Origin of the sequence: Methanohalobium evestigatum Z-7303 (assembly GCF_000196655.1) — an archaeon.
Classification (GTDB): Archaea; Halobacteriota; Methanosarcinia; order Methanosarcinales; family Methanosarcinaceae; genus Methanohalobium; species Methanohalobium evestigatum.
This window is the reverse complement of sequence record NC_014253.1, coordinates 1,989,844-2,015,857: the sequence shown is the minus strand read 5'-3', so window position 1 is coordinate 2,015,857 and position 26,014 is coordinate 1,989,844. Positions and strand designations below refer to the sequence as shown.

Annotated in this window: 28 protein-coding genes and 1 tRNA gene; 16 read left to right on the top strand and 13 right to left on the bottom strand. The window is 37.1% G+C overall.

The genetic code is table 11. From position 1 onward, the window contains the following. Position 1 precedes the first annotated feature (1 nt). The 3 genes from METEV_RS10055 to METEV_RS10045 all read right to left on the bottom strand — a co-directional run bounded on the left by METEV_RS10055 (position 2) and on the right by METEV_RS10045 (position 4,666). Positions 2 to 3,244 (bottom strand): S-layer protein domain-containing protein, encoded by a 3,243-nt coding sequence (locus METEV_RS10055; RefSeq protein ID WP_013195401.1) that lies wholly within the window; start codon positions 3,242 to 3,244, stop codon positions 2 to 4. Positions 3,245 to 3,294: 50 nt separating this feature from the next. Continuing rightward, the gene (gene thiL / locus METEV_RS10050) at positions 3,295 to 4,275 is read right to left on the bottom strand and encodes a thiamine-phosphate kinase (protein WP_013195400.1); all 981 of its coding nucleotides are present in this window, start codon (positions 4,273 to 4,275) and stop codon (positions 3,295 to 3,297) included. A 166-nt stretch (positions 4,276 to 4,441) separates the two neighbouring features. Further along, positions 4,442 to 4,666, bottom strand: a complete 225-nt coding sequence (locus METEV_RS10045; protein ID WP_013195399.1) for a ferredoxin — start codon at positions 4,664 to 4,666, stop codon at positions 4,442 to 4,444. A gap of 221 nt (positions 4,667 to 4,887) precedes the next feature. On the opposite strand from METEV_RS10045, the gene trpD reads away from it, so the two are divergent. The 5 genes from trpD to METEV_RS10020 are packed head-to-tail and all read left to right on the top strand — an operon-like array spanning position 4,888 to position 9,333. Then, positions 4,888 to 5,952, top strand: a complete 1,065-nt coding sequence (gene trpD, locus METEV_RS10040) for an anthranilate phosphoribosyltransferase (RefSeq protein WP_013195398.1) — start codon at positions 4,888 to 4,890, stop codon at positions 5,950 to 5,952. Continuing rightward, entirely contained in the window at positions 5,906 to 6,589 is a 684-nt protein-coding gene (locus METEV_RS10035; RefSeq protein WP_013195397.1) for a phosphoribosylanthranilate isomerase, read from the top strand. Before trpD ends, METEV_RS10035 begins: the two co-directional genes overlap by 47 nt. Further along, a complete protein-coding gene (trpE, locus tag METEV_RS10030; protein WP_013195396.1) occupies positions 6,589 to 8,157 on the top strand; it encodes an anthranilate synthase component I in 1,569 nt (522 codons plus the stop codon). Before METEV_RS10035 ends, trpE begins: the two co-directional genes overlap by 1 nt. 2 nt (positions 8,158 to 8,159) lie before the next feature. Then, positions 8,160 to 8,750 carry an aminodeoxychorismate/anthranilate synthase component II gene (locus METEV_RS10025; protein WP_013195395.1) on the top strand — a complete coding sequence of 197 codons (591 nt, stop codon included), beginning with the start codon at positions 8,160 to 8,162 and terminating at the stop codon, positions 8,748 to 8,750. A 25-nt stretch (positions 8,751 to 8,775) separates the two neighbouring features. Next, positions 8,776 to 9,333 (top strand): adenylate kinase family protein, encoded by a 558-nt coding sequence (locus METEV_RS10020; protein WP_013195394.1) that lies wholly within the window; start codon positions 8,776 to 8,778, stop codon positions 9,331 to 9,333. Between the two features lie 17 nt (positions 9,334 to 9,350). Here the strand turns inward: METEV_RS10020 and METEV_RS12445 are convergent, their stop codons facing one another. Together METEV_RS12445 and METEV_RS12440 are read right to left on the bottom strand one after the other, a co-directional pair. Continuing rightward, entirely contained in the window at positions 9,351 to 9,518 is a 168-nt protein-coding gene (locus METEV_RS12445) for a hypothetical protein (protein WP_013195393.1), read from the bottom strand. Between the two features lie 164 nt (positions 9,519 to 9,682). Further along, positions 9,683 to 9,850: a hypothetical protein gene (locus tag METEV_RS12440; RefSeq protein ID WP_013195392.1), complete on the bottom strand. Its 168-nt coding sequence runs from the start codon at positions 9,848 to 9,850 to the stop codon at positions 9,683 to 9,685. A 218-nt stretch (positions 9,851 to 10,068) separates the two neighbouring features. On the opposite strand from METEV_RS12440, the gene METEV_RS10015 reads away from it, so the two are divergent. The 10 genes from METEV_RS10015 to METEV_RS09975 all read left to right on the top strand — a co-directional run bounded on the left by METEV_RS10015 (position 10,069) and on the right by METEV_RS09975 (position 20,578). Beyond that, positions 10,069 to 11,997, top strand: coding sequence for a hydantoinase/oxoprolinase N-terminal domain-containing protein (locus tag METEV_RS10015; protein WP_013195391.1), 1,929 nt, complete (start codon positions 10,069 to 10,071; stop codon positions 11,995 to 11,997). A 161-nt stretch (positions 11,998 to 12,158) separates the two neighbouring features. Next, the gene (locus tag METEV_RS12760; protein ID WP_332258490.1) at positions 12,159 to 12,281 is read left to right on the top strand and encodes a DUF2769 domain-containing protein; all 123 of its coding nucleotides are present in this window, start codon (positions 12,159 to 12,161) and stop codon (positions 12,279 to 12,281) included. Between the two features lie 154 nt (positions 12,282 to 12,435). Further along, on the top strand, positions 12,436 to 13,188 hold the full coding sequence (locus METEV_RS10010) for an ATP-binding cassette domain-containing protein (RefSeq protein WP_049891302.1): 753 nt from the start codon (positions 12,436 to 12,438) through the stop codon (positions 13,186 to 13,188). After that, entirely contained in the window at positions 13,167 to 14,402 is a 1,236-nt protein-coding gene (locus METEV_RS10005) for a SufB/SufD family protein (RefSeq protein WP_013195388.1), read from the top strand. Before METEV_RS10010 ends, METEV_RS10005 begins: the two co-directional genes overlap by 22 nt. 150 nt (positions 14,403 to 14,552) lie before the next feature. Next, on the top strand, positions 14,553 to 15,065 hold the full coding sequence (locus METEV_RS10000) for a GbsR/MarR family transcriptional regulator (protein WP_013195387.1): 513 nt from the start codon (positions 14,553 to 14,555) through the stop codon (positions 15,063 to 15,065). Position 15,066: 1 nt separating this feature from the next. After that, a complete protein-coding gene (locus METEV_RS09995; protein WP_013195386.1) occupies positions 15,067 to 15,783 on the top strand; it encodes an ABC transporter ATP-binding protein in 717 nt (238 codons plus the stop codon). Between the two features lie 12 nt (positions 15,784 to 15,795). Further along, positions 15,796 to 17,031: a COG1361 S-layer family protein gene (locus tag METEV_RS09990; protein WP_013195385.1), complete on the top strand. Its 1,236-nt coding sequence runs from the start codon at positions 15,796 to 15,798 to the stop codon at positions 17,029 to 17,031. Between the two features lie 24 nt (positions 17,032 to 17,055). Beyond that, a complete protein-coding gene (locus METEV_RS09985; protein ID WP_013195384.1) occupies positions 17,056 to 18,270 on the top strand; it encodes an ABC transporter permease in 1,215 nt (404 codons plus the stop codon). Between the two features lie 85 nt (positions 18,271 to 18,355). Beyond that, positions 18,356 to 19,555, top strand: a complete 1,200-nt coding sequence (locus METEV_RS09980; protein WP_013195383.1) for an ABC transporter permease — start codon at positions 18,356 to 18,358, stop codon at positions 19,553 to 19,555. Between the two features lie 18 nt (positions 19,556 to 19,573). Continuing rightward, complete coding sequence (locus tag METEV_RS09975; protein ID WP_013195382.1) at positions 19,574 to 20,578, top strand: hypothetical protein; 1,005 nt, start codon at positions 19,574 to 19,576, stop codon at positions 20,576 to 20,578. Here the strand turns inward: METEV_RS09975 and METEV_RS09970 are convergent. Both METEV_RS09970 and METEV_RS09965 read right to left on the bottom strand, forming a co-directional pair. Further along, positions 20,567 to 21,025 carry a hypothetical protein gene (locus tag METEV_RS09970; RefSeq protein ID WP_049891198.1) on the bottom strand — a complete coding sequence of 153 codons (459 nt, stop codon included), beginning with the start codon at positions 21,023 to 21,025 and terminating at the stop codon, positions 20,567 to 20,569. The genes METEV_RS09975 and METEV_RS09970 overlap by 12 nt on opposite strands. Then, positions 21,000 to 21,878 (bottom strand): NOL1/NOP2/sun family putative RNA methylase, encoded by an 879-nt coding sequence (locus tag METEV_RS09965; protein ID WP_013195380.1) that lies wholly within the window; start codon positions 21,876 to 21,878, stop codon positions 21,000 to 21,002. Before METEV_RS09965 ends, METEV_RS09970 begins: the two co-directional genes overlap by 26 nt. A 118-nt stretch (positions 21,879 to 21,996) precedes the next feature. On the opposite strand from METEV_RS09965, the gene METEV_RS09960 reads away from it, so the two are divergent. Further along, on the top strand, positions 21,997 to 22,467 hold the full coding sequence (locus METEV_RS09960) for a methyltransferase domain-containing protein (protein WP_157197336.1): 471 nt from the start codon (positions 21,997 to 21,999) through the stop codon (positions 22,465 to 22,467). A 91-nt stretch (positions 22,468 to 22,558) separates the two neighbouring features. Here METEV_RS09960 and METEV_RS09955 read toward each other — a convergent pair. The 6 genes from METEV_RS09955 to METEV_RS09930 form a co-directional block, all read right to left on the bottom strand. Next, positions 22,559 to 22,682, bottom strand: a tRNA-Ser gene (locus METEV_RS09955). A gap of 72 nt (positions 22,683 to 22,754) precedes the next feature. Next, positions 22,755 to 23,996 (bottom strand): TIGR00375 family protein, encoded by a 1,242-nt coding sequence (locus tag METEV_RS09950; RefSeq protein ID WP_013195379.1) that lies wholly within the window; start codon positions 23,994 to 23,996, stop codon positions 22,755 to 22,757. A gap of 13 nt (positions 23,997 to 24,009) precedes the next feature. Then, on the bottom strand, positions 24,010 to 24,780 hold the full coding sequence (locus METEV_RS09945; protein ID WP_013195378.1) for a proteasome assembly chaperone family protein: 771 nt from the start codon (positions 24,778 to 24,780) through the stop codon (positions 24,010 to 24,012). Further along, complete coding sequence (locus METEV_RS09940) at positions 24,777 to 24,944, bottom strand: RNA-protein complex protein Nop10 (RefSeq protein ID WP_013195377.1); 168 nt, start codon at positions 24,942 to 24,944, stop codon at positions 24,777 to 24,779. The genes METEV_RS09945 and METEV_RS09940 overlap by 4 nt, the downstream gene beginning before the upstream one ends. A gap of 26 nt (positions 24,945 to 24,970) precedes the next feature. After that, positions 24,971 to 25,786: a translation initiation factor IF-2 subunit alpha gene (locus tag METEV_RS09935; protein WP_013195376.1), complete on the bottom strand. Its 816-nt coding sequence runs from the start codon at positions 25,784 to 25,786 to the stop codon at positions 24,971 to 24,973. A 32-nt stretch (positions 25,787 to 25,818) separates the two neighbouring features. Next, a complete protein-coding gene (locus METEV_RS09930) occupies positions 25,819 to 26,004 on the bottom strand; it encodes a 30S ribosomal protein S27e (protein WP_013195375.1) in 186 nt (61 codons plus the stop codon). Between the last annotated feature and the right edge of the window lie 10 nt (positions 26,005 to 26,014).

The window sequence follows — 26,014 nt, the reverse complement described above, 5'->3', positions numbered from 1 at the left end:
CTTACCGGATTCTTCCGATAAGTTCTGTTATCCTTCCTCTTACCATTTCAATCGTCCATCCTCCTTTTGTAAACATATATCCAAGTCCGGCAGCAATAGCACCGATTATACCTATTGAATACAGTATGATGTTGGAACTTTCTTCTACTTTGAATGAACCTGTAAGTTCACCGATTTCTACCGAGTAGTTACCTGCTTGTTCTTCTGAATGATTAAACTGCACTGTGGTATTATCACCAACATCAAGGTTAATCTGCTTTGAGTCCACAACACTGCCGTTTACTACAAGTTCAACATTATAATCACCTGATACTTCTCCAGTGTTTGTGGCGTTGGCTGAAATCTTTACATTTTCATCGGGACTTACTGTGGATGGATTAATTTGCAGGTTTGAAAATTCAAAATCAGCCATCAATTCAAGAACTTCGATGTTTTCTTCGGCTTCTTTATATCCCTGTTTGGATACTGTTATTTTATGGAATCCAGTTTCTGTTGTAGTGTAGGAGAGCTTTCCATTTTCATTGGTTTTTCCAATGCGGCTCTGGTCAAAGAAAACATCAGCATTTTCAATCGGTTCGTTGCCGATAGCTCTTGTAACTGTTATATTTATAACATCACCTTCAAAGATGTCTTCTGAATCGACACTGATACTCATTTTTTCTTTTGCTTCTTCTGGGATTTCCACATCAACCTGACCGCTTACAGATACGTATCCCTGTTTCTCAGCTGTTATTGTGTAGGTTCCGGTGTCTTCGGGAGTGTATTCTAAAGTTCCATCTGTGGATGTTTCTCCTACATTTTCACCATTGTAACTGATTTCGGCGTTCTCAATTGCTGCACCGCGTGAGGTAACAGATATTGTGAATGGTTCACCTTTTATTGCGGTATCAGGTATATCAAGATTCAGTGAATCACCACGTTTGGTTGTAACTTCTACAAAGGGGTAGTATCTCAGTGTGTCGGAGTCAGCAACCTTGAACTTGATATCTCCCATTATATTAATGGTATCTCCTTCACCGAGATTGATGGAATTATCATTTGTCATCTTTATTCTATTAGAGTCTATATTGTCAATTTCCATTTTTCCATAGGAATCACCATTTTCGATTTCTGTATATTCATCAGAAATCTGGAATATTCCATCAACAAAGACGGCATTTGTTTCCTGACCTCTAAATATCTCGGAGAAATGGACTGCAATTATTGGGACATCATCAGTAGAACCGAGATCTTTTTCATATACGTATTCTTCACCACTGGATATGATGTCCTGTTCCATCAGTTCTCCGCCTTTTCTAAGTTCTATGAAAACATTATCTCCGTTAACATCTACTTCGTTTATATTCAGTGTGTATCCTTCTTCAAGTATTAGTGATGAGCCTGTATAGATGGACTTCTGTTCTTCGCTATCTATCAGCACTTTGGATAACTGACCATCTGATAATGGACTAATGTCATCATTTGTAAATTCAGTGTTGTTTTCATCATTGCTTTCGTGGTAACCTGCAAAATATTTTTCAGCCATGAACCCGACGACCTTATATTTACCCCAATCATCATATTCAAATTCAACTTTTACTGCATCACTTATGTATTCAAGGCCGTTTTCTTGAATGTTACTATTACTTCTGTCTGTAACTTCAAACGATTCGGTTTGAAGTCCTTCATCAATATCATAATAGAACCCTTCAAAGTTGAGTGGTGTCCATTTATCGACCGTCATACCATTTTTTTCAAATACAGTACCACGAACTTCATATGTACCGGGTTCAGTTCTGTCTACAAAAGGTGCAAATCTTAAAGTATCGGCATCATCAGCAACAACGATTTTCAAATTGCCCATTATGTCTATGGTGTCCCCTTCTTCTAAGGATATAGAATCTTCATTGTCCATTTGGATTTCATTTAAACCTACACTTTCAATTTCCATTTTGCCGTAATCATCGCCCTCGCTAATTTCAGTGTATTCATCAGTAATCTGGAATATTCCTTCAACAAATACAGCGTTTGTTTCGGTTCCACGGAAAACATTAGCAAAATTGACTGCTATTATTGGGACATCATCAGTAGAACCAAGGTCTTTTTTATATACATAGTAATCATCAGCAGATACGACAGTAGTTTCAATTTCTTCACCGTTCTTTGTCAACCTCACAAGTACACTATCACCCTGAAGGTCGACTTCAACGATATTAAGCCGATATCCTTCTTCAAGTGTAAGAGCCGATCCAGAGAATACGGATTTCCTTTCATCGCTATCCATCAATACTTTGGATAACTGACCATCACCCATCATGCTGATATCTTCATTAACAAAAGATGTATTCTCTCCTATATACCCGGCAAAGTATCTTTCAGCCATGAATCCGATGACTTCATAGGAACCAAAACCGCTGTGTTCAAAATCGGTTTCAATCGGTGATGTGGTATATTCAAGCTCACCTTCACCGATATTACTATTGATGTCACTTATTGACATTGTCTCTGAACTTATACCAGAATCGAGGTCATAATAGAATCCAGAATAACTTTCTGCAGTCCATTCATAATAATCAGACATTCCTTCTTCCCAAATTCTATTCCCTTTTATTGATAAAGTTGTGAAATCATTCTTTTCTGAGGTTGAATTATAATTTGAGAAGACTTTATTTTCAGCATATATTTTAAAATAGTATTTTGTACCACCAGACAATTCTGATAATATAATTTCGTAAGGATCATCATTATCAGCATCAGATTGACTATCTAATGATGATTTATTAGTTCCATATTTTATATATGTATTAGCATCACTCTGATTAACTTCGAAAGTAATCCTTACTTTTTTCCCAGTTAAATTATTAACACTTATACTACTGTTATTTATAGATGGACTAGTAGGTGTAGTAGTTGTGAAGTGATTAATTTCTGATGTAGTATTTTTAGCAGGGTCGGTGCTGTTTTCAGCGTAGATTTCAAAATCGTATTTAGTACTTGCTGATAATCCGGACAATGTGATTTCATAAGGGGCATCACTAACAGGATCAGATTGGCTGTTTAGAGAAGTTCCATTTTCTCCATATTTTATATATGTATTAGCATCACTTTGATTAACTTCAAAAGTTATAGTGGCACTATCAAGAGTTACACTATCAACACTTATACTACTGTTATTTATAGATGGTTCAGTTTGAGCCTCTGCAATCCCGGTAAACATCCCAAAAAATAACAATCCGATTAAAATAAATTTAAAATATCCTTTCATAGTTTAACCTTCCACAATTATTTGTTAATTTTGTTAGTATGATTTATGACTTATAACTGTTCATATCCTTTTCTATTTATTACCTCTTGATTTTTATCAGTACGTTCCAGTACAATTCCTTTCTCTGAGTCTATTACTTCTCCGATTATACTGAAATCACAAGAATTGACTGCATTAGATTTTAATTCAGATGATATTGTAAACAGCAGTTCAAAATCACCACTTGAATACAGTGCAAAATAAATAGCTTTCTTTTTATCTGCAATAGAATAGATTTCATTTGAAACAGGAAGTTTATCTTCATATATTCTGAATCCGACCTGACTGCTCAAAGCGAGGTCATAGAGGGACATAGCAAGACCATCGCTTGTATCAATCATTGAGGTTACAGCACCAGATTGTGCAAGTTTTTGTGCTTCATGTGTTCTGGGAACAGGTTCAAAGAGTGCTTTTAAAAACTCGTCATCGACTTCAATATTGTTCTTTATCGCATAAAGAGCTGCACCTGCAGACCCCGTATGACCGGTAACACATACCAAATCTCCTGTTTTTGCACCGCTTCGCGTTAATAAATTATTTTTATCAACACGACCCAGTGCAGTGCCTGTTATGGTCAGTTCATCGTGCTTGTCTATATCTCCACCCACCACAGAAGTATTACAGTATTTTGCACAATCATTCATACCCTGTGAGACATCCTCTATAAACCCCAGTTCCATATTTTCAGGCAATCCAAAAGCAGCAAGCAAACCCATGGGACAGGCACCCATTGCAGCAATATCGCTAAAATTAACAGCCGCAGACATCCATCCAATCTGCCACGCTGACATCTGGAGAGGGAAATCAGTTTTCATGTGGAGCATATCTGTTGTAACAACCATAAACTCTTCATTGTTAAGGTCTATTACAGCACAATCATCCTCGCCAGCACCTTTTGCTATACAGGCATTTTTTGAAGTATTAAATATACCTGATATATTTGCTATAAGCGATTTTTCACCAATTGCAGATATAGGATTTGATTTATCCATGCCGAACCATCTATTTCTTGTACAGGGATTTATAAATGATTTATATCCATACCATCAAACTAATGGACGCAGGATAAGTTTGCATTCAACAATATTAATTTATTCTTTTTGTTAGCCTGAACCCTAACATTAATTTTGGATAGATTCTTGTTATTTATTATCCTATTCAGCCGTCATTTCCGATTGCTTCTACAGGACAAATCATGACAGCATCTTCACAGGAGTTTCTCTCTTCTTCATTTTCCGGTTGTTTATAAACATAAGCATATCCATTTTTCATTTTAAAATTATTAGGTGCAATCTGCACGCATAAATGACATGCAATGCATTTGACATCTACGTAGTATGACCCAGGCACATTATCTGAAAGTTTAATTTTCTTGTCAGCCATGTTTATAGTTCCATTGGGCAATTATTTTGAACTTATTTATTAAAGATACTAATTTCATTACTAAACTGGAGTTTTTAGCTGTATATTATATTCTCTTTAAGCCTATTTTACTTTAATCATCGACAAACTGTAAAAATTTTTAAACAATAACCTTTATATCTTGTCACAACATTGTACTATTTTGTATATATATGTACATTAAAGTATAATTTGGGTCTATCATGGAATCATATATTCAAAAATTAACTGAAGGTAAGAACCTGACAATAGAAGAATCAGAAAATGCTGTTATAGACATATTTAATGAATCTACAGAGGCCCAGATAGGGGCACTTCTGACAGCGTTGAAGATAAAAGGGGAGACAATCGATGAGTTGGCTGGATTTGCAAGAGGTATGAAAAAGGCTGCAAACCTCATTTATCCCAAGGTTAGCGGAACACTTGTAGATACCTGTGGAACAGGTGGAGATCGACATAATACAATCAATATATCAACAGCATCGTCAATCATTGCTTCTGCTTCAGGAGTAACAGTAGCAAAACACGGCAACCACTCAGTAACCTCATTGTCAGGGAGTGCTGATGTGTTAAGTGAACTTGGCATCATGACAGACCAGACACCAGATGAAGTTTGTAACTGCATTGAAAACGTTGGTTTTGGTTTTATGCTTGCACCGGTGTTCCATCCCTCAATGAAGAAAGTAGCACCAATTAGGAAAAGTCTGGGAATGCAGACCATCTTCAACATTTTGGGGCCATTAACCAACCCGGCAGGAGCAAATTCACAGATTATAGGTGTTTATGATAAAAAACTCTGTAAACCTATGGCACTGACACTGAAAAAACTGGGTATAAAACATGCACTTGTAGTACATGGTGAAGGTATGGATGAAATCTCCAACATAGCCGAAACCTATGTTGCAGAATTAAAGGATGGTATGATACATACCTATACATTGACACCTGAAGATTTCGGGTTTAAACGTGCAGGTCCGCATGAAATAGTGGGAGGTACACCCGGTGAAAATGCACAGGACATACTCTATATTTTAAACGGTGAAAAAGGACCAAAGAGAGATATAGTTGTCCTAAACACAGCAGCGGCTCTCTATGTGGGAGGTGTTGCAGGGTCAATTAATGAAGGAGTATCTATTGTTGAAGAAACAATCGATAGTGGAAAGGCGTTGAAAAAACTGGATGAATTTAGATCTTTCCAGAAAGCAAATTCAGGGTCAACAAATGAAACCTGCAATACGTATCAAAATCTGCGGTATGAAATCCACTGATGATATAAAAAAAGCATCCATATGCGGAGCGGATGCTGTGGGTTTTATAGTGGATGTACCTGTTGATACCCCCAGAAAAATCAATATCCAGAAAGCAGCAGAACTTATACATTCTGTGCCATTGTTTATGGATTCAGTACTTGTTATCATGCCGGATTCAGGAGTACAGGCGGTATCAATGGTTGAAACAGTCAGACCTGACATTGTGCAGATACACGGAAACATCAATGCTGATGATCTGGAATACATGAAAAACCGTTTAGACATACCGATTGTAAAAACCTGCTCAGTTCCAGTTGGAAATTCAGAATCATCATCCGGAGTTATTTGTGAATTTGAAAATACAATTAATAACCTAAAAAATCAGGGGCTTCTGGACGCAATTTTGCTGGATTCAAAAACCGACACAAAATCCGGTGGAAGCGGGACTGTACATAACTGGGAAATTAGTAAAACCATTATGAACAATGTGGATATACCTGTGATTCTGGCAGGGGGACTCAATCCCGATAATGTAAAAGAAGCAGTCCAGACAGTATTTCCCTATGCAGTTGATGTTGCATCAGGCGTGGAAACCAATAATACAAAAGACATTGATAAAATCCATAGATTCATACATGAGGCGAGGAATGCATAATGCTTTCTTTTGATTTAAACAAAAACGAATTCATCAATCTGGTTGAAAATTCTGAAAAACCTGCAATAATCCAGCTAATGGCAAAAGTTGAAACTGAATGCACACCCCTGCAGCTATATACACTGCTACAAAAATCCAGGTGTTCCTATTTACTTGAGTCTGTTGAAAAAGAGAAAAAACATGCAAGGTTTTCGTTTGTTGGTTTTGACCCAGATGCATTGCTTACAATAAGTGATAGAAATCTGAAACTGGAATTTTTTAAAAACTCGGATTTTGTGGACTACCTCGGTTCTAAAATCGGACATGTTTGCACTGATGAATCAGGTAATAACAATTTCTGTCAGGGAAGAATAAAAGAAGGTTATGATGTACTGGACGCATTAAGAGCGGTATTTCCCACTGCTGATGGAGTAAACCTTTTAAATCAGAAGAAATTTGACAGACAGACGTTTCTCGGGGGAGCAATCGGTTACAACGGATATGATATTGTATATGACTGCTGGCTTGATATGGATAAAAAATACGAAACTGATACACCAGATTTACAGTATGCTCTCACAACAAAAACCTTTGTTTTTGACCATCTCACAGGTGATGTGTATATTGTGGTAACACCGTTTATATCAAGAAACAGCAGTCCAGAATCAGTATATAATACAGCATTATCAGAGGCAGAAGAGTTATACAATTCTCTCTATGATGCATCAGGTCTTGAAATATCTACATTACCCGAATCAAAAACAGATTCAATGGAACCGGTTTGTAATATAGACAGAAATGATTTTGAGAAGGCGGTAGAAAATGCAAAACAGCATATCCTTGATGGGGATATATTCCAGGTTGTGCTATCCCGAAGATATGCAGTTAATATAGAACAAACACCACTTGACCTTTACAAAAAACTGAGAAATATCAATCCCAGCCCCTATATGTATATTTTCAATTTCAGGGATTTGAGTATTGTCGGTGCAAGTCCTGAAACTCTTATGACAGTTCATAATAAAGAAGTTATTACCAATCCTATCGCAGGAACGTGTTCACGTGGTAAAGATGAAAATAAAGACAAAGAATATGCATCTTCTATGTTGAATGATGAAAAAGAACGTGCGGAACATGTTATGCTTGTAGACCTTGGCAGAAATGATGTACGTATGGTTTCAAGAAGTGGATCTGTAAAACTTGAAAATTTCATGAAGGTTGTTAAATATTCTCATGTCCAGCATATCGAAAGTACTGTAAAAGGAACATTACGTGATGAGTGCGACCAGTTCGATGCAACCAGAGCAATATTTCCTGCAGGAACATTGTCAGGAGCTCCCAAAATCAGGGCGATGGAAATAATCGATAAAATGGAAAAATCACCACGTGGAATCTACGGCGGAGGAGTAGGGTATTATTCATGGAACAGCGATGCGGATTTTGCGATAGTTATCAGAACTGTACTTATAAACAAAAGTACTGCCTATGTACAGGCAGGTGCTGGGGTGGTATCGGATTCCAGTCCTGAATATGAATACAAGGAGACCGAGCGAAAGATGGCTGCAATGCTTAGTGCAATAAGGGGATAAATATGAAAATACTTTTTATAAACAACAAGGATTCATTTGTGTGGAATTTGGTAGATTATTTTTCCATGTATGAACCAGATATAGTTGTTATGTCCAACAAAATAACACTTGAAGAAGTAAAGTCCATTAATCCGGATGTAATTGTGATATCTCCGGGTCCGGGAACTCCTGAAAATAAAAATGATATTGGTTCGTGTACTGACATAATACGTGAATTTTGTGCAGAAATCCCAGTACTTGGTATATGTCTTGGAAATCAGGCAATAAACACGGCTTTTGGAGGGACGGTAAGTCACTCTACAGGAGGACCAGTTCATGGTAAAGGTCATCAGGTTCTACATGACAATTCACCTATTTTTGAAGGTATATCCAGTCCCATGACAGCAGGACGCTACCATTCTCTGGGAATTGAAAAATTATCGTCTGAACTGGAAGCGATTGCAACTACGAAAGATGGTATTATCATGGCTGTAAGACACAAAAATCATCCTGTTTATGGGTTGCAGTTTCATCCAGAATCGGTGCTTACACCTGATGGATTGAAATTGATTGGAAATTTTTTAAATATAGCTCGGAATTTCCATAAAAATTAATATCTGAAAAACTTTCTCTTTAACCATGTTGATTGGACTGACAGGCACACCGGGAACAGGAAAAAGTTCTTTGAGTAATTTTCTTGAAACAAATTTAGGGTACAATATCATCCATCTAAACGAGATGATTAAAAACGAGAATCTGTACAAATATGAGGATGAAGAACGGGATTCTGTGGTTGCAGACATGGATAAGATATCTGAAAGAGTGTCAGAAATAACAGAAGAAAATAACGATAAATCTGTAACCATACTTGAAAGCCATTTATCGCACTATATAGCAGATAATATTATTGTACTCCGGGCATCACCTGAAGAGCTGGAAAAAAGGTTGACATCGCGTGGTTACTCCAATGAAAAAATACAGGAGAATGTAGATGCAGAAGAGCTGGATGTAATCCTTTTTGAATCAGTAGAGTGGTGCAGCAGGGTTTTTGAAGTGGACACAACCAACAGACCTCTAAACAATATTGTATCAAATGTAGATGAAATTATAACAGCATTGTTAAATGATAATATTAAAGATATAGAATCAAAATATAAACCTGGTTCAGTGGACTGGACATCGGGTTGGTACAGTTGATTGTTCAGGTCTTAAAATTATTTTTTAATTTTTTGTATTAGTGATTGTAAAAAACATCGGATTTTATCAGTTATACTCTCGGGTTGGGTTATATTACCGGCAGATGATTTATTCGTATCTTTTGAGAGGTATTCAACTCTGCCGTCTTTATCTCTTTTGGTGTATTCTCTGTCAGCAAGACCCATGATGAATCCCTCTAAAAAAAGTTTGAGATATAAAACTCTGTAATTAATCTACAGCAATCAGACATAATAACTTTTTGCCAGAACGAGATGAAATCTATGTCCTATGCTCCGGATTAATTAAACAGAGTTTGATTTGTAATTGCTGTTTATTTCCAAAAGCTAATTTATCTTGGTATAGCTTCTGGTGTTTTTGATGTTTTGTTTGTTGCCACTTTTTTTGTAACCGGTTTGCCACAACATTCACATATTTCTATTGATTTACTATAGTTTTCAATTTTTGATTCGGAGTCTATGATAGACCCACAGGCTAAACATATGTATTCATCTCCCATTTACAAACCCCCATGTTTAATAAATTATTAAAGTTAATTATTAGATACTGTTTTTAATTTCTAATATTATTTTTGAAACTCAGTTTCATATAATTTTTATAAAGCATTGATAACTTTTAATTATTTTTAAAAGTTAACATCGATGTAGAAACACGATACATTTATGTAAAATCTTTTTATGTTCTTGTTATCTACATTAATTTAATGAGGTAATTAAAATGAAATACAGTCTTGGAATTGATGCCGGTGGAACTTATACAGATGCTGTGATTTTAAGGAATTCGGATGAAAAAATAATAGGAGCTAATAAAGCACTGACAACCTATCCTGATCCTATGGCAGGTATTAAAAATGCAATAGATGGTTTGGATGAAAGCTACCTTAAATCTGTAAAAACAGTTTCTGTTTCCACAACACTTTCCACAAACAGTATCCTTGAAGGCACAGGTTTCCCTGTAGGATTGATACTTATAGGTGATTTTGATTTTAAACAGGAATTGCCTACAAAACATTACATACAGGTTTCAGGGGGACATAATCATAAAGGTGGTGAAAAAGCACCTCTTGATATTGAATCGATTGAAGATTTTGTATATAAGGTAAAAGATAAGGTTTCTGCCTTTGCCATTTCATCTTTTTTCAGCAATAGAAATCCAGACCATGAGGAAGATGTCAGGGAATGGATAAATATGGTAACAGACCATCCAGTTGTCTGTTCACATGAACTATCACAGGACCTTGGTGCATTTGAACGGGCTGTTACTGCCTTTTTCAATGCACAATTGATTCCGGTGACAGACAAATTCATGCATACAGTTGAATCCGAAATAAAATCCAGAGGTATGGATGCCAATATCTTCATGCTCAAATGCGACGGTTCAGTTGTTGGAATCAAAAAAGCATTAGAAAAACCAATAGAGTCTATTTTTTCAGGACCTGCAGCAAGTCTTGTTGGTGGCGCTTTTCTGACAGAAAACGATTCATGTGCGGTGATTGATGTAGGAGGTACAAGTACAGATATTTCTGTTATCTACAATAGTGTACCGGAAATGAGTGAAAAAGGAGCAGTTGTAGGTGGTTGGGAAACCAAAGTAAAAGCCATCAAAATGGAAACATCTGCAATGGGAGGAGATAGCCATATTTGGGTCAAGGAAAATGAGGTTAATTTTGGTTCTGGGCGAGTAATCCCTTTATGTAGAGCAGCCGTGATGTATCCTGATTTTTTGAACCTGTTAAAGCGAAACCCACTTTCACCTGTCAACCTTGAAAGCGAAAACTATCAGCCAACAAGGTTTTTTATTAAAAGTGGATACCAACCACTTGAAATAGATGAAGGTGAAAGAGAAATTTTTGATGCGATAAAGGATGAACCAACATCAATTTCTGAAATAAAGAACAGAATTAACAAATACCCTTCAAGAAAACTTCTCAAATCCCTCATAAAAAAACGTTTGGTACAGCCGATTGGATTTACACCAACAGATGCACTCCATGTTCTTGGAAATTATACTGAACGCAATGTGGAGGCTGCAAATATAGGGGCTGATTACCTCGCCTCACTGACAAAGATGGATGATAAATACCAGTTCTGCAAATTTGTCAAACAGGAATTTACCAAGAATATGGCATCCAATTTAGTTTCCTTCTTCTTTGAAGGGATATCAAAAAATGAAATACGCAAATCATTTGATATTGAATCACCAGTACAATATAAAATCAATATACCGGTTGTTTTAATCGGTGGTCCTGTGAGTGCGTTTTCAGAGGATTTAAAAGAATTAATCGATGCAGATATAAAAGTTCCTGATAACTCCAGTGTTGGTAACGCTGTAGGGGCGCTATCTGCGAAAGGTATGAGAAGAGTTGAAGTTCTGATAAGACGTACATCTATTTTCGCACCAGGTTGGGATTATTATGTTTTCTCTGAAAATGGACGTGCAGAGTGTAATGGTTACCATGAAGCACTGGATTATGCACGAAAACTGGGTGAATCAATAATTCTGGATTATATGGAAGATATTGGTATTGACCCGGACCATATCCAGATAGATATGGATAAAAAAGAAATCACTCCTGACGGCTGGGAAACCCCTATGGAGTCAAGAGTGGTTGTTTTCGGGTTGGCTAAACATGGTGAAAAGTCCTAAATATAACCAATAGATACTTTTTTCTATCTTTTTTTAAATAAACGGGATGTAAAATGGTTAATTCAAATAATCATGGAAGATATTTTGGAATATGTCCTTCCTATCATCATGCTAAAGCTTGTAAATGTACTGTTTGTCCATCGTATCCGCAAACAGGAGAAATGATGTTTTGTGCAAGAGGAACAAATAAACCATCGGGTAAGGAATTAGGCTGTTTATGTAGCGAATGTGAATTGTATAAAAAATTCAGGCTTGAGGGTGGTTATTTTTGCCAGAATACTTGAATTATATTTTTGATTAAACCTTATCAGGGATTGATTTAAGTACTCCTATCACAATTTTAATTTACTGGTATACACTAAAAATCATTCAATCTACCGCATTATCTTAAAAATTTTGTTTATATGTCCTATAACAGGGGAGAATATGTCAATGTCAATGCTTGAAATAGAAAATCTGTCAGTTGAGCCTGCTGATGGTGGGCAAAGAATACTAAACAATGTTAATTTAACAGTGGATTTTGGTTACACCAATGTACTGTTCGGGCCCAATGGGTCAGGCAAATCCGCACTTTTAAGGGCGATCATGGGTTTTGGCGATTATAAAGTTGTTGAAGGTCGGATTCTTTTCAACGGTGAAGATATAACCAACCTTTCAGTTGATGAAAGGGCTGAAAAAGGTCTGGGTATAATGCTTCAGAGACCGCCCAATATGACAGGAGTTAAACTATCCAGTCTTATAAAAGCAATAGCCAAAGAAAACATGGATATTGATAAAGTTGCAGAAGACCTGGATATGAAACGTTTTATGGACAGAGAAATCAATGTCGGATTTTCAGGTGGTGAAATAAAACGTTCAGAGCTGTTGCAACTGATAGCACAGAATCCCTGTATGTACCTTATCGATGAACCTGAATCAGGGGTAGATCTTGTAAGTATAAACAAAGTAGGTACAAAAATCCAGGAGATGTTAAATGCAAACCTGGAATGTATCGGTGAGAGGAGTGTAAAAGGAAAATCAGCCCTTATTATCACCCATACAGGACAGATACTTGATTATCTTGAAGCAGACAGAGCCTATATAATGTGTAGTGGCAAAATCATGTGTTCAGGTAATCCAAGAAAACTTTTAGATGAAATCAAAACACAGGGATATGAGGAGTGTATCAGATGCAAACTAAATCAAATTTAAAACAAGATTTAAAGGAAAGGGCTGAAAAAGCTCTTGATAAAAAGGCATCATATGGTCAGGATTTTGACCTTAGTGAATATGAAATAGCACCCAGTGAATCAGAGCAGGTGGAAACCCTTACAGAATGGGATGAGAAGACCCAGAAACAGCTTCTTAATACAGGAGTGGTACCATCTGGAGAAGGCAGGTCAGGAAGCCTTGTAGTTCTTAATAATGCAGTTTCCTACAGTTCAACAAAAAGCGAAAATGTAGAACTTATACCAACAAAGCAGGCAAGAGAAAAATATGACTGGCTGGATGATTATGCATGGAATCTTGTTCCAGTAGATACTGATAAATATACTGCTGCAACCTATCTCCAGCAGCCTAATGGTTATTTCATAAGAGCACATGCAGGTAAAAAGGAAACACTACCGGTGCAGACCTGTCTGCTTCTTGGTAATAAAGAAGTATCTCAGACAGTTCACAATATTATAATCGTGGAAGAGAATGCAGAACTTGAAATCATTACCGGTTGTACAACAAAGGAAGAAGTTATGAGCGGGCTTCATCTGGGAATTTCAGAGATGTATGTTAAAAAAGGCGGAAAACTGACCTTTACTATGATTCATAACTGGGCTGAAGACATAGGTGTAAGACCCAGAACAAAAATCAAAGTTGAAGAAGGCGGCACATTTATCAATAATTATATAGCCTTGAAACCGGTTAAATCAATCCAGAGTTACCCGACTGCTTTTCTCGACGGCAAGGGAGCAGTTGCCAGGTTTAATACTATTGCGGTAGGTCATCCCGGATCTGAACTGGATCTTGGCAGCAAAGTAGAATTCAATTCACCGGAGACAAAGGCGGAACTAATTTCAAGGACTATTACTACTGGTGGAAATGTAGTAGCAAGGGGTGAAATGGTAGGTAATGCTGATAATGCAAAAGGTCACCTTGAATGCAGAGGACTGGTTTTAAGCGATGATGGATCCCAAAGAGCTATACCGATTCTGGAAGCAAATCTCCAGAATGTTGAACTGACCCATGAAGCAGCAGTAGGTAAAATAGCCAGAGACCAAGTAGAATACCTCATGTCTCGCGGTTTAAGTGAAGATGAAGCAGTTGGTATGATTGTTCGTGGTTTCCTTGATGTTGGTATCAAAGGGCTACCCGAGGAACTGGAAAGTGATATCAACGAAACTATAGATAAAATCGGTGAACATGCGATGTAATTGAGTGTGTCTGCAGGAAAACAGTTTTAGTTTTCCTTTTGATTATTTTTACTCTTTTGTTTTTGATTATTTGTCGCTTCGCAATGTTTAAATACTATTACTTTATTTAACTATTTTTAATAATTATTAAAAATAATAAACGTTGATTTTATGGACTCAATAGATCAGGATTTTATAAAATTTTATCAGGAAGTCGGTAAAGCCAATGGTATGGATGAACTTACTGCAACTCTTTTTGCCCGGCTTTTCATAGAACCCGATGAAATTGCAATGAGTGAACTGGCTGACGAGACTGGATATTCACTTGCATCAATCAGTAATAAAATTAGGTTTCTGGAAATATCCGGATATGTAGTACGCAGTAAAAAACCGGGAACAAAAAAGGTCTATCTTTATGCACGTAAAGAGATTCTTGATGTGGTTATAGAACAAATATCCAATGTACGAACTAATGAAATTAAAAAAGCAAAATTTGAAATTCCGTCCATGATTGAATATTACAATAGTGAAAATCTTAATGAATCCCAAAAACAAAAGATAACGATTTTGAGAGGGTATTACAATGATCTCCTAAAAATTGATGATATCCTTGAAGATATGGTCAAAAAGATAGAGGAGATAAAAAGCTCCAGTCATTTATCCGATGTGGGGGAAGGGATTTAATATGGATGAAATACAAAATATCAATGCTTTGGAATCTGATGTTAGAGACAAATCTATCATCACACTTAACAATATCTGTAAAAGCTACTGGGTGGGGGATATGGAATTACAGATTCTTAAAAATATCAATCTCGATGTTAAACAGGGTGAATTTGTAGCCATAATGGGTCCATCAGGTTCTGGAAAAAGTACACTTATGAATATTATAGGATGTCTTGATAGACCAACATGTGGCACGCTTTTTGTTGAAGGCAGGGATATCAGCAAGATGTCGGACGATGAACTTGCAAGGGTCAGAGGCATGGTTATAGGTTTTGTGTTTCAGTCCTACAATCTGGTGCCACGTTTAACAGCACTGGAAAATGTAAAACTTCCAACTTATGCTAATAGCAAGGGAAATATGGACTTTGATAAAAGAGCCAGAGATTTACTTAAAATGGTAAGACTGGAAGAACGTATGCACTACAAACCCAATAAGCTATCCGGAGGACAATCCCAGAGGGTGGCGGTAGCCCGTGCAATGATAAACGATCCCTCGCTAATATTGGCAGATGAACCAACAGGAAATCTGGATTCAAAAACAAGCGATGAGATAATGAAAATCTTTACAGACCTTAACAATAAGGGTCGAACTATTGTTATGATTACTCATGAGCCTGATGTATCTGAATATGCAGGCAGAATTGTACACTTAAAAGATGGTATAATAGAAGGTTAAAGGTGATATGGTATGAATTTAAGAAAATATGTCAGTTTGTTCATTTCGTTAATTGTTTTAACGTCCCTTTTCTCAATGTCAACAGCTTCAGTATCGGCGTTCCAGCCTAACTGGTTAGATGTCAGTATTTCAAAATACAATCCTTCGCCAGCTCAAATAGGTGAATATGTTGATGTTTGGATAAAAGTTGATAATGTGGGTTCGGGTAAAGTAGAAGATGTTTCTATAGAAATTGTTCCTGAATACCCTCTTTCACTTGACACTCCTAAAAATGCTGTGAAAAAATTTGGGATTGTTAACCCTGACAGTTCGGTGGAACATAAATATCGGTTGTATGTTGATGAAAATGCAAAACCGAGCACAAGTGAGATAACAATCCGTTATCGTGGAGAAGGTGAGTCATGGATAGAACAGGAATTTGACATAGCTATAGGTACTGATACTTATGAAGGTATTGGAATTGTCCAGCTTGAAAATATCCATGCTGAGCCTGAAGTTATGATGCCCGGTGATACAGGTACAATAAGTTTTACTTTGAAAAATACAGCTTCACAAAGAACCGTAAAGATAGGCGATGAAATATTTGAAAATAATGTTCGAATTCAGAGAGCTACACTCCACGGATGCGACAGGATAGATGTAGAGTCGGAATCTTATCAGGGAGGGGGTTTACTTGGACCGGGAGATTCCATGGATATTAGTTATAATATAAATGTGGATGAAAATGCAGAAGTAGGAACATGCTACCTTGACCTTTCTATGAGGGGTAGTACACATAACTACAATAATAACTGGAGAATACCTGTTAAGATTGAATCATCTAGTGTAAAGGTGATTCCTTCCGAACAATTAAGGATTGAAAATGGGGAAGGTACTCTTGAGTTCGATGTAGCTAATGTACGACCAAATCCTTTGTCTTCAGTAAACGTTGAACTGCAGGCTGAGGGAGTAGAATTTTCGCCTTCACCATATTTCATTGGTACCATGAGCCCAGATGAATTGTTTACCATTGAGGTAGATACCAGTGTTATATCTGATAATCTTACAGGTACACGGGAATTAATGATTACAGCAAATTACCGAAATGGAATGAACGAACATGAAAATGTTGTTGCTGTCAAGGAACTCAAACTGGTAACCAATGATGAACAGTCAAGTAATATTGCAGCGATAGGCGGAGTACTGGTAATTGTAGCCGGTGCAGTAGCTTTTATGATTTACAGAAGAAGGAAAAATAAAAACCAGTAATCTAAGGGATAAAAGGTAAAGTCCATGTTGAACCCTCTGGAAGCGTTTCGAATTGCAATAGGAAGTATTAGCAGTTCAAAATTAAGGTCTGCACTTACAACACTTGGAATAATAATAGGAGTAGCTGCTGTAATTGCCAATGTATCACTGGGTGCAAGTTTCGGTCAGTATTTTGACGATGAGGTAGGTGCTGCAGGTAATAATTTTATTTTAATCGAAGGTCAGGATGTTAATATATTCCATGAGAATGAACTTGAAACCATAAAACGTACACCTGGTGTTGTAGGTGTATCACCTGTTGTTCAGCAATCAGGACAGGTTCAATATATGTCCGGCACCAGACAGGTGAATGTACAGGGTGTAACTGAAGATTATGAAGAAGTAGCAAATTTCAACATGGCGGCTGGAAATTTCCTGTCTGACAAGGATAAATATTCAGCAGTAATCGGAGAAGATGTCTCAACTGATAAATTTGATAAGGATATATCCAACAGGAACTCAATTGATATTACGCTTAGAAGAAATGACGGTACAGAGGTAACACAAACATTTAAAGTAAAGGGCATAATAAAAAGCCCGGGAACTACCTTTCTACAAAGTGGTATCGAACCAGATGAGCGTATATTCATCCCTATATCTACCATGAATGAAATGCTTGGAAGGGAGTACTATGGTGGATTTTTTGTACAGGCTACTAATCTTGAATCGGTAGGTGAAGTCTCAGAAGAAATAGATGGCCGCCTTGCTCGCAGTTTAGGGGTGTCAGCAAGGGATATTGATAATGAAGATGTAAAACCCTATACAATTTTCGATCAACTGGAAATACTGGATCAGGTGGGACAGTTATCTGGAGCTTTGAGTGCTTTGCTTGTGTCGGTTGCTCTGATCTCATTGATAGTAGGATCAATTGGCATCATGAACATCATGCTTGTAACGGTAACCGAGCGTACCCGTGAAATCGGGCTGATGAAATCAATAGGATTCACCTACTATGATGTTTTGATGTTGTTCATAGTAGAATCCATAATTGTTGGTATACTGGGAGGCATTCTGGGAGCAGTTTTCGGGGTTTCAGGAGCATTAGCTGTTAATAATCTATTGAACCTGCCGAATGTTTTCCCTGTTGAATTGATAATCGCAGGTTTTAGTGTTGCTGTTCTTGTAGGATTGATTGCGGGAGTATATCCAGCAAGTAAAGCAGCAAAGATGGATCCAGTTGTAGCTATAAAATTTGAATGAACCGGGAATAATTAGATGTTTGGAATATTAGGCTATGATTTAATTATGATTAAGTTAAGGGGGATATAATATTTTAAATATAGGTATGGCTTTCAAGATAGCGGTTGGAAGCATAAGCAGTTCTAAACTGAGGTCAATGCTGACAACACTGGGAATAGTAATAGGAGTTGCGGCAGTTATTGCTAATGTTTCACTGGGAGCAAGTTTTAGCCAGTTTTTTGAAGATGAAATAGGTGCAGCAGGAGACAATTTTATTGTTATCTTCAGTAATGATGTTAATCTTTTTTACGATAATCAATTTGATTTGTTAAAAAGTACACCAGGAATAGTTGGAGTATCACCTGTAATTCAAAAGCCAGCAACGGTTGAATACGGTTCCAGTGAGCGAAGTATTGAGATATTTGGAACTACAGAAGATTATAAACGAATAGGTAATATCAATCTGGAATCAGGAAATTTTTTAAGCGATAACGATAAATACGTCGCGGTTCTTGGATATGAAATTGCAAATGACAAGTTCGACAGGGACATATCCAACAGGAATTCAATCGATATAACATTTAGAAGAAATGATGGTACTGAAAGGACTGAAACTTTCAGGGTCAAAGGGATAACCGAAGATAGAGACCCATCATTTGTAGGGGGAGGTCCAAATCCAGAAGAGCGTATCTTTATACCTATGTCTACCATGCAGGATATGCTAAACAGAGAAGATTATGGAGGATTCGCTCTTACAGCATCCAGTCTGGAAAATATAAGAGAAATTTCTGATGATGTGGATAAGCGTCTGGCAAGGAGTCTTGGTGTTCCTGAACGACAGCTTGACAACGAAGATGTAAAACCCTATACGATTTTCAATCAGGCAGAGATACTTGATCAGGTAGGTCAAATATCAGCGGCTCTGAGTGCTTTACTTATTTCTGTGGCACTGATATCGCTTGTTGTAGGGTCAATCGGAATCATGAACATCATGCTTGTAACGGTAACTGAACGTACCCGTGAAATCGGACTGATGAAGTCGGTAGGATATACCTATTATGATGTTCTTATATTGTTCATAGTCGAGTCAGTGGTTATAGGATTATTCGGAGGTATTATAGGTACAACTGTAGGTATATTGGGTGCATACGGTGCAAATACGTTTCTCGATTTACCGAATGTATTCCCTGTTGAATTGATAATAATAGGTTTTGGTGTTGCTGTTTTAGTAGGAGTGATAGCTGGTGTATACCCTGCAAGCAAGGCTGCCAAAATGGACCCGGTTGAAGCTTTAAGATATGAATAATTGACAGAGGTAAAAATTATGGTGGGAATTTTTGGTCTAATGACTCTGGTTGCAGGTATTGTATTTGTGGTATTGATGGTATGGCTCTGGAAAAAGAGTAATCTTTCAACTCTGAAAAAATCAATATTAAGTCTATTACTTATTGTAGTTTTAATTGCAGGAGTTTTTGGTTCGTTTGCATATGTGCTGATATCTTCAGACCATGCCTATTATTCAGCGGATGGACTAAATCTGGATGAAGTGGATTATGGTAAAGTTATCAACAATGCCCGTGAGTCAGGATATACTGTAAATGGTCCATATTTTGTAAATAGTGAAATTGAAAACGCAAATGGATTGTATTCACCTTTATCTGAACTGGAACAGCAATTTGGAAAGGATTACTGGGTAGTAGCTATTAATGGCTATTATACACAGGATACATTTTTTGAATTGAGATTTCCCAGAGATGAGAGTGGGACAAAGGTAACATTTTTTAATGGATCCAGAACTGACCCATATTTTTCATCATTTAAAAAAGAAAATCTTCCTGATGATGAATGGATTATAGACCGTTTTATGTTACTATTTGATATTGATAACAACCAATCACAGGATTATTTGAACCAGTTAAAGGATAAAATTAGAAACGTTAACAAAACGTCTGTTGGTATTACAATCCAGAAAACTCCTGATATTGATTCTATCTATAAATCTTATCAAAACAAAAGTAGTAATATCACATTATCTCCTACCCATGGTGGTGGCTGGACAACACAGACATTTTACACTGATGGAAACAAATCAAGTTCTATTGATTATGTGATACCAAACATGAAAATTATCAATCTTTATGGAGGGGCTGAATATACCATCCAGATTGATAAATTGGGTGGAGTGAATTTAGAAATAGAACTGGATGCAGGAGAACAAATACCTGAAGAAGAATATATACAGGTTTTTAAAAACATGTTTGATAATATAGGGTTGCCGCCAGAAAAAGTAGATGAATTCGAATTTGATTACCGGTCTTCAGTCTGGTAATTTTTCATCTATTATTTTTTCAAGTTGTTTGGCTCTTTTTTTCGGTATCTGGTTTTTAACACCTGATGAATTTTTCATTCCACATCCGATAATGTAACCTTTATATCTCAGAGCTACATAACCATTATCCAAAATATTGTTTTCCAGATATCCTCCATTGAAAAGTTTTTTTAAATCTTCTGTGTCCACATCTACAATATTAGTTTTGATATGGTTATCAAGATATTGTAGTATGTAGGTCGTGGGTTTCAAACTTTTAAGTTCTGAATCCTTAATTCTTAAAGCCCGTAGCCCGCATGAGATGTTTTTATACTTTGGTTCAAGATTGTACGAAGTTAACCAGATACTGTTTCCTAACAGGTATACATTGTAATTTTTCCAGAAATCACTATCCACTCCGAACCTTTCTGAGAAATAATCCTCAAGACATTTTTTTAAATTTAGCAACAAAAATCCCTCCAGAATCCAGTTGGTGGGGATAAACCCTGATACAATTTTCCAGTTCTTTGCCAAGTTTTTTATCGTTCCACTCGGAGAGCCCCAGAGAATGGGGTAGATTTAAATCTGGTTTTTCCAGTTTTCCGTGGTTCAAAAACTTGGAGACCACTATTTCATTTTCTTCGGGTGCAAATGTACAGGTTGAATAGACTACGGTTCCTCCTGTTTTACATAATCTGAATGCTTTTTTGAGTAAACTTGTCTGTAATTCAGAAATTCTTGTAATTGTTTCAGTGTCAGCACCATTTAAAAGGTCATTATTTTTTCTTGCGTTTCCTTCGGCTGAACATGGAGCGTCTACAAGAACTCTGTCAAATTTTGATTTTTCCGGAATATTTCTTCCGTCTCTTTCTAAAACCTGTACATTTACACATCCAAGACGCGATACATTGGAAAGCAGACTACGGATTCTGTTTTTAGATATGTCATTTGCCAGTATTTCTCCTGTATTTTCCATAAGAACTGACATTTGAGAGGTTTTACTTCCGGGAGCAGCACACATATCAAGTACTCTATCATAGGGTATGGGGTTTAGAGCCAAAGGAGGAATACCGGATACAGATTCCTGAACATGGTACTTCCCAATCCAGTGCAATATGCTTTTTCCCGGTTCAAAATCAACTTTTAAAAATTCATTGTTCCAATCTCTCTGTTCAAAACTGAATCCAGTTTGTGTTAATAAACTTTTAATTTCAGGAACATTAGCTTTGATTGTATTGATTCTTATATCGTAGGGTTGTGGAGAATGGATTACTTTTTTAAATCTTTTAAACTCGGGGATGATGTTCCTGTACCTCTCCATGGTGTTCCTCTAATCGTTTTAAAAATTTGTTTTTTAATATTTGGACAACAAGCAGTTTGATATATTAATTAATAGATACAGTATTTACCTTATTCAAAGGTATATTTTGGTAGTATTAATGGGGGAGGACAGACTAAATCTAAAAGGTATATTTGAAAATAACGAAACCATAGAAAATTCAAAGTCAGTATGTCCCATCTGTCTGGAATTAATAGATTGTAACCTTTCACCTGAAAAAGAGAATGTGTTTAATGAGATTTACCGAGTGTTGAAACCAGACGGAAAATTCATGGTGTCAGATATTGTTCTTTTAGAGGAAATACCTGAAAAGATAAAGGATTCTGTTCAGGCTTATGTGGGTTGTATCTCGGGTGCAATATTAAAAAGACATTATCTGGATATAATAATGAATACTGGATTCAGTGAAGTATGGCAGATAGACGAATCAGAAATCCCATTTGATGTTATAGATGCAATAATTCCTGAGCAGGAACAAAAAAAGGTGATGAATGATTTTAATTTAAGTTATGATGATGTAAAAAACCTTGTTGATAAAGTTGCAAGCATCAGAATAGAAGGTAGAAAATAACAATTCGGGTTTAATAAAGGATATTTACAAACCAGACTCCAAGAAAGAGATGAATACGACTAACTTCTTATTTGTTTAAAAATTAAATAAACGCCGGGGCTGGGATTCGAACCCAGGAGTCCCAAAAGGGACAACAGGTCTCGAGCCTGCCGCGTATAGACTCCACAGCAGATATATTGTTACTCCGTTGGATTTGTCCGCTCTGCCACCCCGGCACAGTTATTGAATTTGTTCATTTTCAGGTAACTGATTTACAACGTTTTTATCCATTATATAAGTATCGAGAATTAATAATCCAGAAGTGAACTCTGACCTTTTGGACTGGATTTATTTTCTGAAACGGGTCTGGATTGTGATTTGCTAACCGTTTTTTCTGGTAGTTCAATCCATCCGTATTGTCCTCCACCACCGGGGTGAAGTATAACATCCCCATTCCTGAATGCAACAATGGCATCGATGATTCTTTCATCCACGTCAAGAGCTTCAAGTTCTGCATCCACAAGGACTGCTATTTCACTACCAAATTCTTTAACCAATGTATTCCAGGCTCTGGTCACGCCTTTTGTATTGATGCTGGAGTGACCCAGTGCCTTCATAATGATTTCTGCAAGCGGTATGAGGTGGATGTATTCCGGCCTGTAGTCTGGATGTTGGGGGTTATCAAAATCGGCAAGTTCATTTACCCTGTCATATACACCCTTTTTAATTCTGCCACCGCATGGACACTTCCAGTTTAATGAACTTGCTTTCTCATAAGTATAGTGATTCAAACATTTGGAGCTTACACAGGCGGATTCGTTGTATTTACCTTCCTGTGGGAAGAAACCAACATTGAGTGTGGCATTATAACCCTCTTTTCTTAATATGGCTTTCTCGATTCCTTCAAAATTAATATCGGGTACTTCAAACCGTGTAAATTCTCTGGCAAGCTTGTTCGACCAGGGGGAATGAGCGTCAGAATTGGTAAGAAAGGTAAGTCTGTGCAGTTCCTTAATTCTGTCCGCATAATCACTATCCGCGCTTAATCCCAGTTCCACAAAGGATATGTAATCGGTCATGTCACCATAACAGTCTTCAAGTGAATCATGAGCAGCATAGATGGCAGTCCATGGAGTGAATGCATGAGATGGGCCGATTAATGCACCTGTATCTCTTGCGGCTTGAGCGATATCACATCCATCCATTCTGACGGAAGGTCTTCCGTCTGATTCAATGTCGCCATGTTTGCTGATGATTTCGGCAAGTTCTTCAGCCTTTGATATTGATGGAAGAATCAATACATGGTGAACTCGATTTTTATCCTCGATTTCGGTTGTAAGCAAAAAATGGGTATCGTTAATCTGGATGCTCTCATCGTCTGATGAGGCTTTTTTAATCTCCTGCAGCCATTTGGGATGAGTGCAGTCACCTGTACCAACAAGGTTGATTCCTTTCTTGCCTGCCTCCTCTGCCATTGTCGGTAAATTCATTTTTTGAGAAGTAGCCATTGAATATTTAGAATGCAGGTGGAGGTCGGCATTGATTTGCATAAAAAAGCTCCTTTCAGATGATGTAGTTTATATCTTCATCCTTCTGTGGCAGGTTTCCTGTCTCCTGTTGTTCTTTCATTGTCTTAATTTTCTCTACAACTTTTTCCATTTCTTTGGCTCTTTTTTCCAGTTCTTCCTCATCGATTTCGATATCCAGTATCCTGTCAATTACACGCAGTATGGATTGTGCACTTTTTGGGTCTACTATGTATCCTGATGTCAATCCCATAAGACAGGCAGCGTCAATATTTCTGAAATCACAAAGACCAAGAATTAAGCCTGATGCACCAACAATACCATTCCCGGGTTCATTTTCTCTGAATTCAACCCCATAGCCTTCCAGTTCTTCTACAAGATTGATATTGTTTACCGCGCCAATTACGCCTTCATTGTGGTTGAATTCACCTGTAGGGAACCCGCCCAAAGTATATATTCTTGATACACCGAATTCTTCGGCAAGGTCGAGATAAAGGCTGCCAAGTTCATAATGCCCTTCATTTGTAGAACTCTGATGGTCTCCGGCTAATATCAGTATATCCTGACCATTGATATTACAGGCATAGATTTCATTGTTCACAAGCTTTATAGTATTGTCATTGTTAACCAGTACCTGCGGCGGGAAGTATGGAGAATATATTTCTATAACCTTCTCACCTTCCAGATTTTCTATCAGGTGCTCCACTACAAGTTTTCCAACATGACCTACACCAGGAAGTCCTACAAACATTATGGGATTGTTCAACTGGACGTCATCTTTTAAGCGGATAATTTCTGTTTCCTTCATATTGTGTCCTCAATTTGCTTGCTTTGTCTTCGGTATTTTCCATATCTATCAGCAGGAGAAAAACGAGCTGGTTGTGGGTTAACTGTTTTACCACCACAATATGGACAGGATTCTTCCAGTGTATACCTACTGCATTGTTTGCATTTGCGTATTTTATATCCCATTGCAATCAATAAAAATTAATAAAAATTCATGCACTGGTTGCTTCAATGTGCCTGTAGAATTCACCTTTTCCACCCAGATTTCTGATGGTGTTTGTAGCAGTTTCAGCAGCATTTTTCAGTGCATTTTCTGCGGTTTTATAATCTGGAGCATTGACTTTGATACGGTATCTGGGAGCACCGGTATAACTGATATCAATTTTTACATTGCTGCTGTAGTTTTCTTTTGTACTGTCAGCATCATTGAGGGCCTGTTTTATATTTTCTATACCGTCTGGTGCGTTGCTTGTAAGGTCTACATATCCAGCAATTTCTACATACGGTATTTTTATATTATCTTGGGCGATTTTGGTTATTTTTTCTTCCAGTGATTTGTCAATTTTTATGTTTTCAAAGGCATCCTCACCATACATCGCGGCTTCTTCAAATGCTGCATATGGGCTTCCAAATTCGTCAGTGAATATAGATTTCAGGTTACTCAGTGTTTTTTCATCGGTACCTGTTTCTTCTGCAACAAACTGTAACCATTTGGATGCTTTCTGTTCGTTCTTCCACTGCTGGATTTTTTCACGTTTTTGATGCTCATTGACATCTTTTAATGAAAGGTCTATATGCCGTCTGTTAGGGTCTACCTTCAATACCTTACAGACAATTTTCTGTCCTTCACGTACATAATCACGGACGTATTTTACCCACCCGGCTTTGATTTCAGAAATATGGATAAAGCCCTCTTTATCTCCATACTCATCAAGGGTGACGTATGCACCAAAATCAGTCACATTTTTAACGGTGCATACTACAAAATCGCCTACATTTGGCCATTCGTTATTATTTTTGTCCATCATATACCACTGTTAGTTCTCTTTTTATTTACTTTTTATTCAAGAACTTCTATGATGTGTGTTTTGATGGTTGATTTACCACCAGTTGGTTCGGCAAGAGTTCTACCGCACATAGTACAGGTAATTTCTCTGCTTGCACTACCAAATATTATCTGTTCATTTTCACAGTCGTTGCATTTCACACGCAAGAATCGGCTTTTTGGCCAGCTTGTACTATTCATATTCGTCCCT

Coding starts and splice junctions, on each gene's coding strand:
- METEV_RS10055 (WP_013195401.1), bottom strand. CDS start 3,244: ATGAAAGGATATTTTAAATTTATTTTAATCGGATTGTTATTTTTTGGG.
- thiL (WP_013195400.1), bottom strand. CDS start 4,275: ATGGATAAATCAAATCCTATATCTGCAATTGGTGAAAAATCGCTTATA.
- METEV_RS10045 (WP_013195399.1), bottom strand. CDS start 4,666: ATGGCTGACAAGAAAATTAAACTTTCAGATAATGTGCCTGGGTCATAC.
- trpD (WP_013195398.1), top strand. CDS start 4,888: ATGGAATCATATATTCAAAAATTAACTGAAGGTAAGAACCTGACAATA.
- METEV_RS10035 (WP_013195397.1), top strand. CDS start 5,906: ATGAAACCTGCAATACGTATCAAAATCTGCGGTATGAAATCCACTGAT.
- trpE (WP_013195396.1), top strand. CDS start 6,589: ATGCTTTCTTTTGATTTAAACAAAAACGAATTCATCAATCTGGTTGAA.
- METEV_RS10025 (WP_013195395.1), top strand. CDS start 8,160: ATGAAAATACTTTTTATAAACAACAAGGATTCATTTGTGTGGAATTTG.
- METEV_RS10020 (WP_013195394.1), top strand. CDS start 8,776: ATGTTGATTGGACTGACAGGCACACCGGGAACAGGAAAAAGTTCTTTG.
- METEV_RS12445 (WP_013195393.1), bottom strand. CDS start 9,518: ATGGGTCTTGCTGACAGAGAATACACCAAAAGAGATAAAGACGGCAGA.
- METEV_RS12440 (WP_013195392.1), bottom strand. CDS start 9,850: ATGGGAGATGAATACATATGTTTAGCCTGTGGGTCTATCATAGACTCC.
- METEV_RS10015 (WP_013195391.1), top strand. CDS start 10,069: ATGAAATACAGTCTTGGAATTGATGCCGGTGGAACTTATACAGATGCT.
- METEV_RS12760 (WP_332258490.1), top strand. CDS start 12,159: ATGATGTTTTGTGCAAGAGGAACAAATAAACCATCGGGTAAGGAATTA.
- METEV_RS10010 (WP_049891302.1), top strand. CDS start 12,436: ATGCTTGAAATAGAAAATCTGTCAGTTGAGCCTGCTGATGGTGGGCAA.
- METEV_RS10005 (WP_013195388.1), top strand. CDS start 13,167: ATGCAAACTAAATCAAATTTAAAACAAGATTTAAAGGAAAGGGCTGAA.
- METEV_RS10000 (WP_013195387.1), top strand. CDS start 14,553: ATGGACTCAATAGATCAGGATTTTATAAAATTTTATCAGGAAGTCGGT.
- METEV_RS09995 (WP_013195386.1), top strand. CDS start 15,067: ATGGATGAAATACAAAATATCAATGCTTTGGAATCTGATGTTAGAGAC.
- METEV_RS09990 (WP_013195385.1), top strand. CDS start 15,796: ATGAATTTAAGAAAATATGTCAGTTTGTTCATTTCGTTAATTGTTTTA.
- METEV_RS09985 (WP_013195384.1), top strand. CDS start 17,056: ATGTTGAACCCTCTGGAAGCGTTTCGAATTGCAATAGGAAGTATTAGC.
- METEV_RS09980 (WP_013195383.1), top strand. CDS start 18,356: ATGGCTTTCAAGATAGCGGTTGGAAGCATAAGCAGTTCTAAACTGAGG.
- METEV_RS09975 (WP_013195382.1), top strand. CDS start 19,574: ATGGTGGGAATTTTTGGTCTAATGACTCTGGTTGCAGGTATTGTATTT.
- METEV_RS09965 (WP_013195380.1), bottom strand. CDS start 21,878: ATGGAGAGGTACAGGAACATCATCCCCGAGTTTAAAAGATTTAAAAAA.
- METEV_RS09960 (WP_157197336.1), top strand. CDS start 21,997: ATGGGGGAGGACAGACTAAATCTAAAAGGTATATTTGAAAATAACGAA.
- METEV_RS09950 (WP_013195379.1), bottom strand. CDS start 23,996: ATGCAAATCAATGCCGACCTCCACCTGCATTCTAAATATTCAATGGCT.
- METEV_RS09945 (WP_013195378.1), bottom strand. CDS start 24,780: ATGAAGGAAACAGAAATTATCCGCTTAAAAGATGACGTCCAGTTGAAC.
- METEV_RS09940 (WP_013195377.1), bottom strand. CDS start 24,944: ATGGGATATAAAATACGCAAATGCAAACAATGCAGTAGGTATACACTG.
- METEV_RS09935 (WP_013195376.1), bottom strand. CDS start 25,786: ATGATGGACAAAAATAATAACGAATGGCCAAATGTAGGCGATTTTGTA.
- METEV_RS09930 (WP_013195375.1), bottom strand. CDS start 26,004: ATGAATAGTACAAGCTGGCCAAAAAGCCGATTCTTGCGTGTGAAATGC.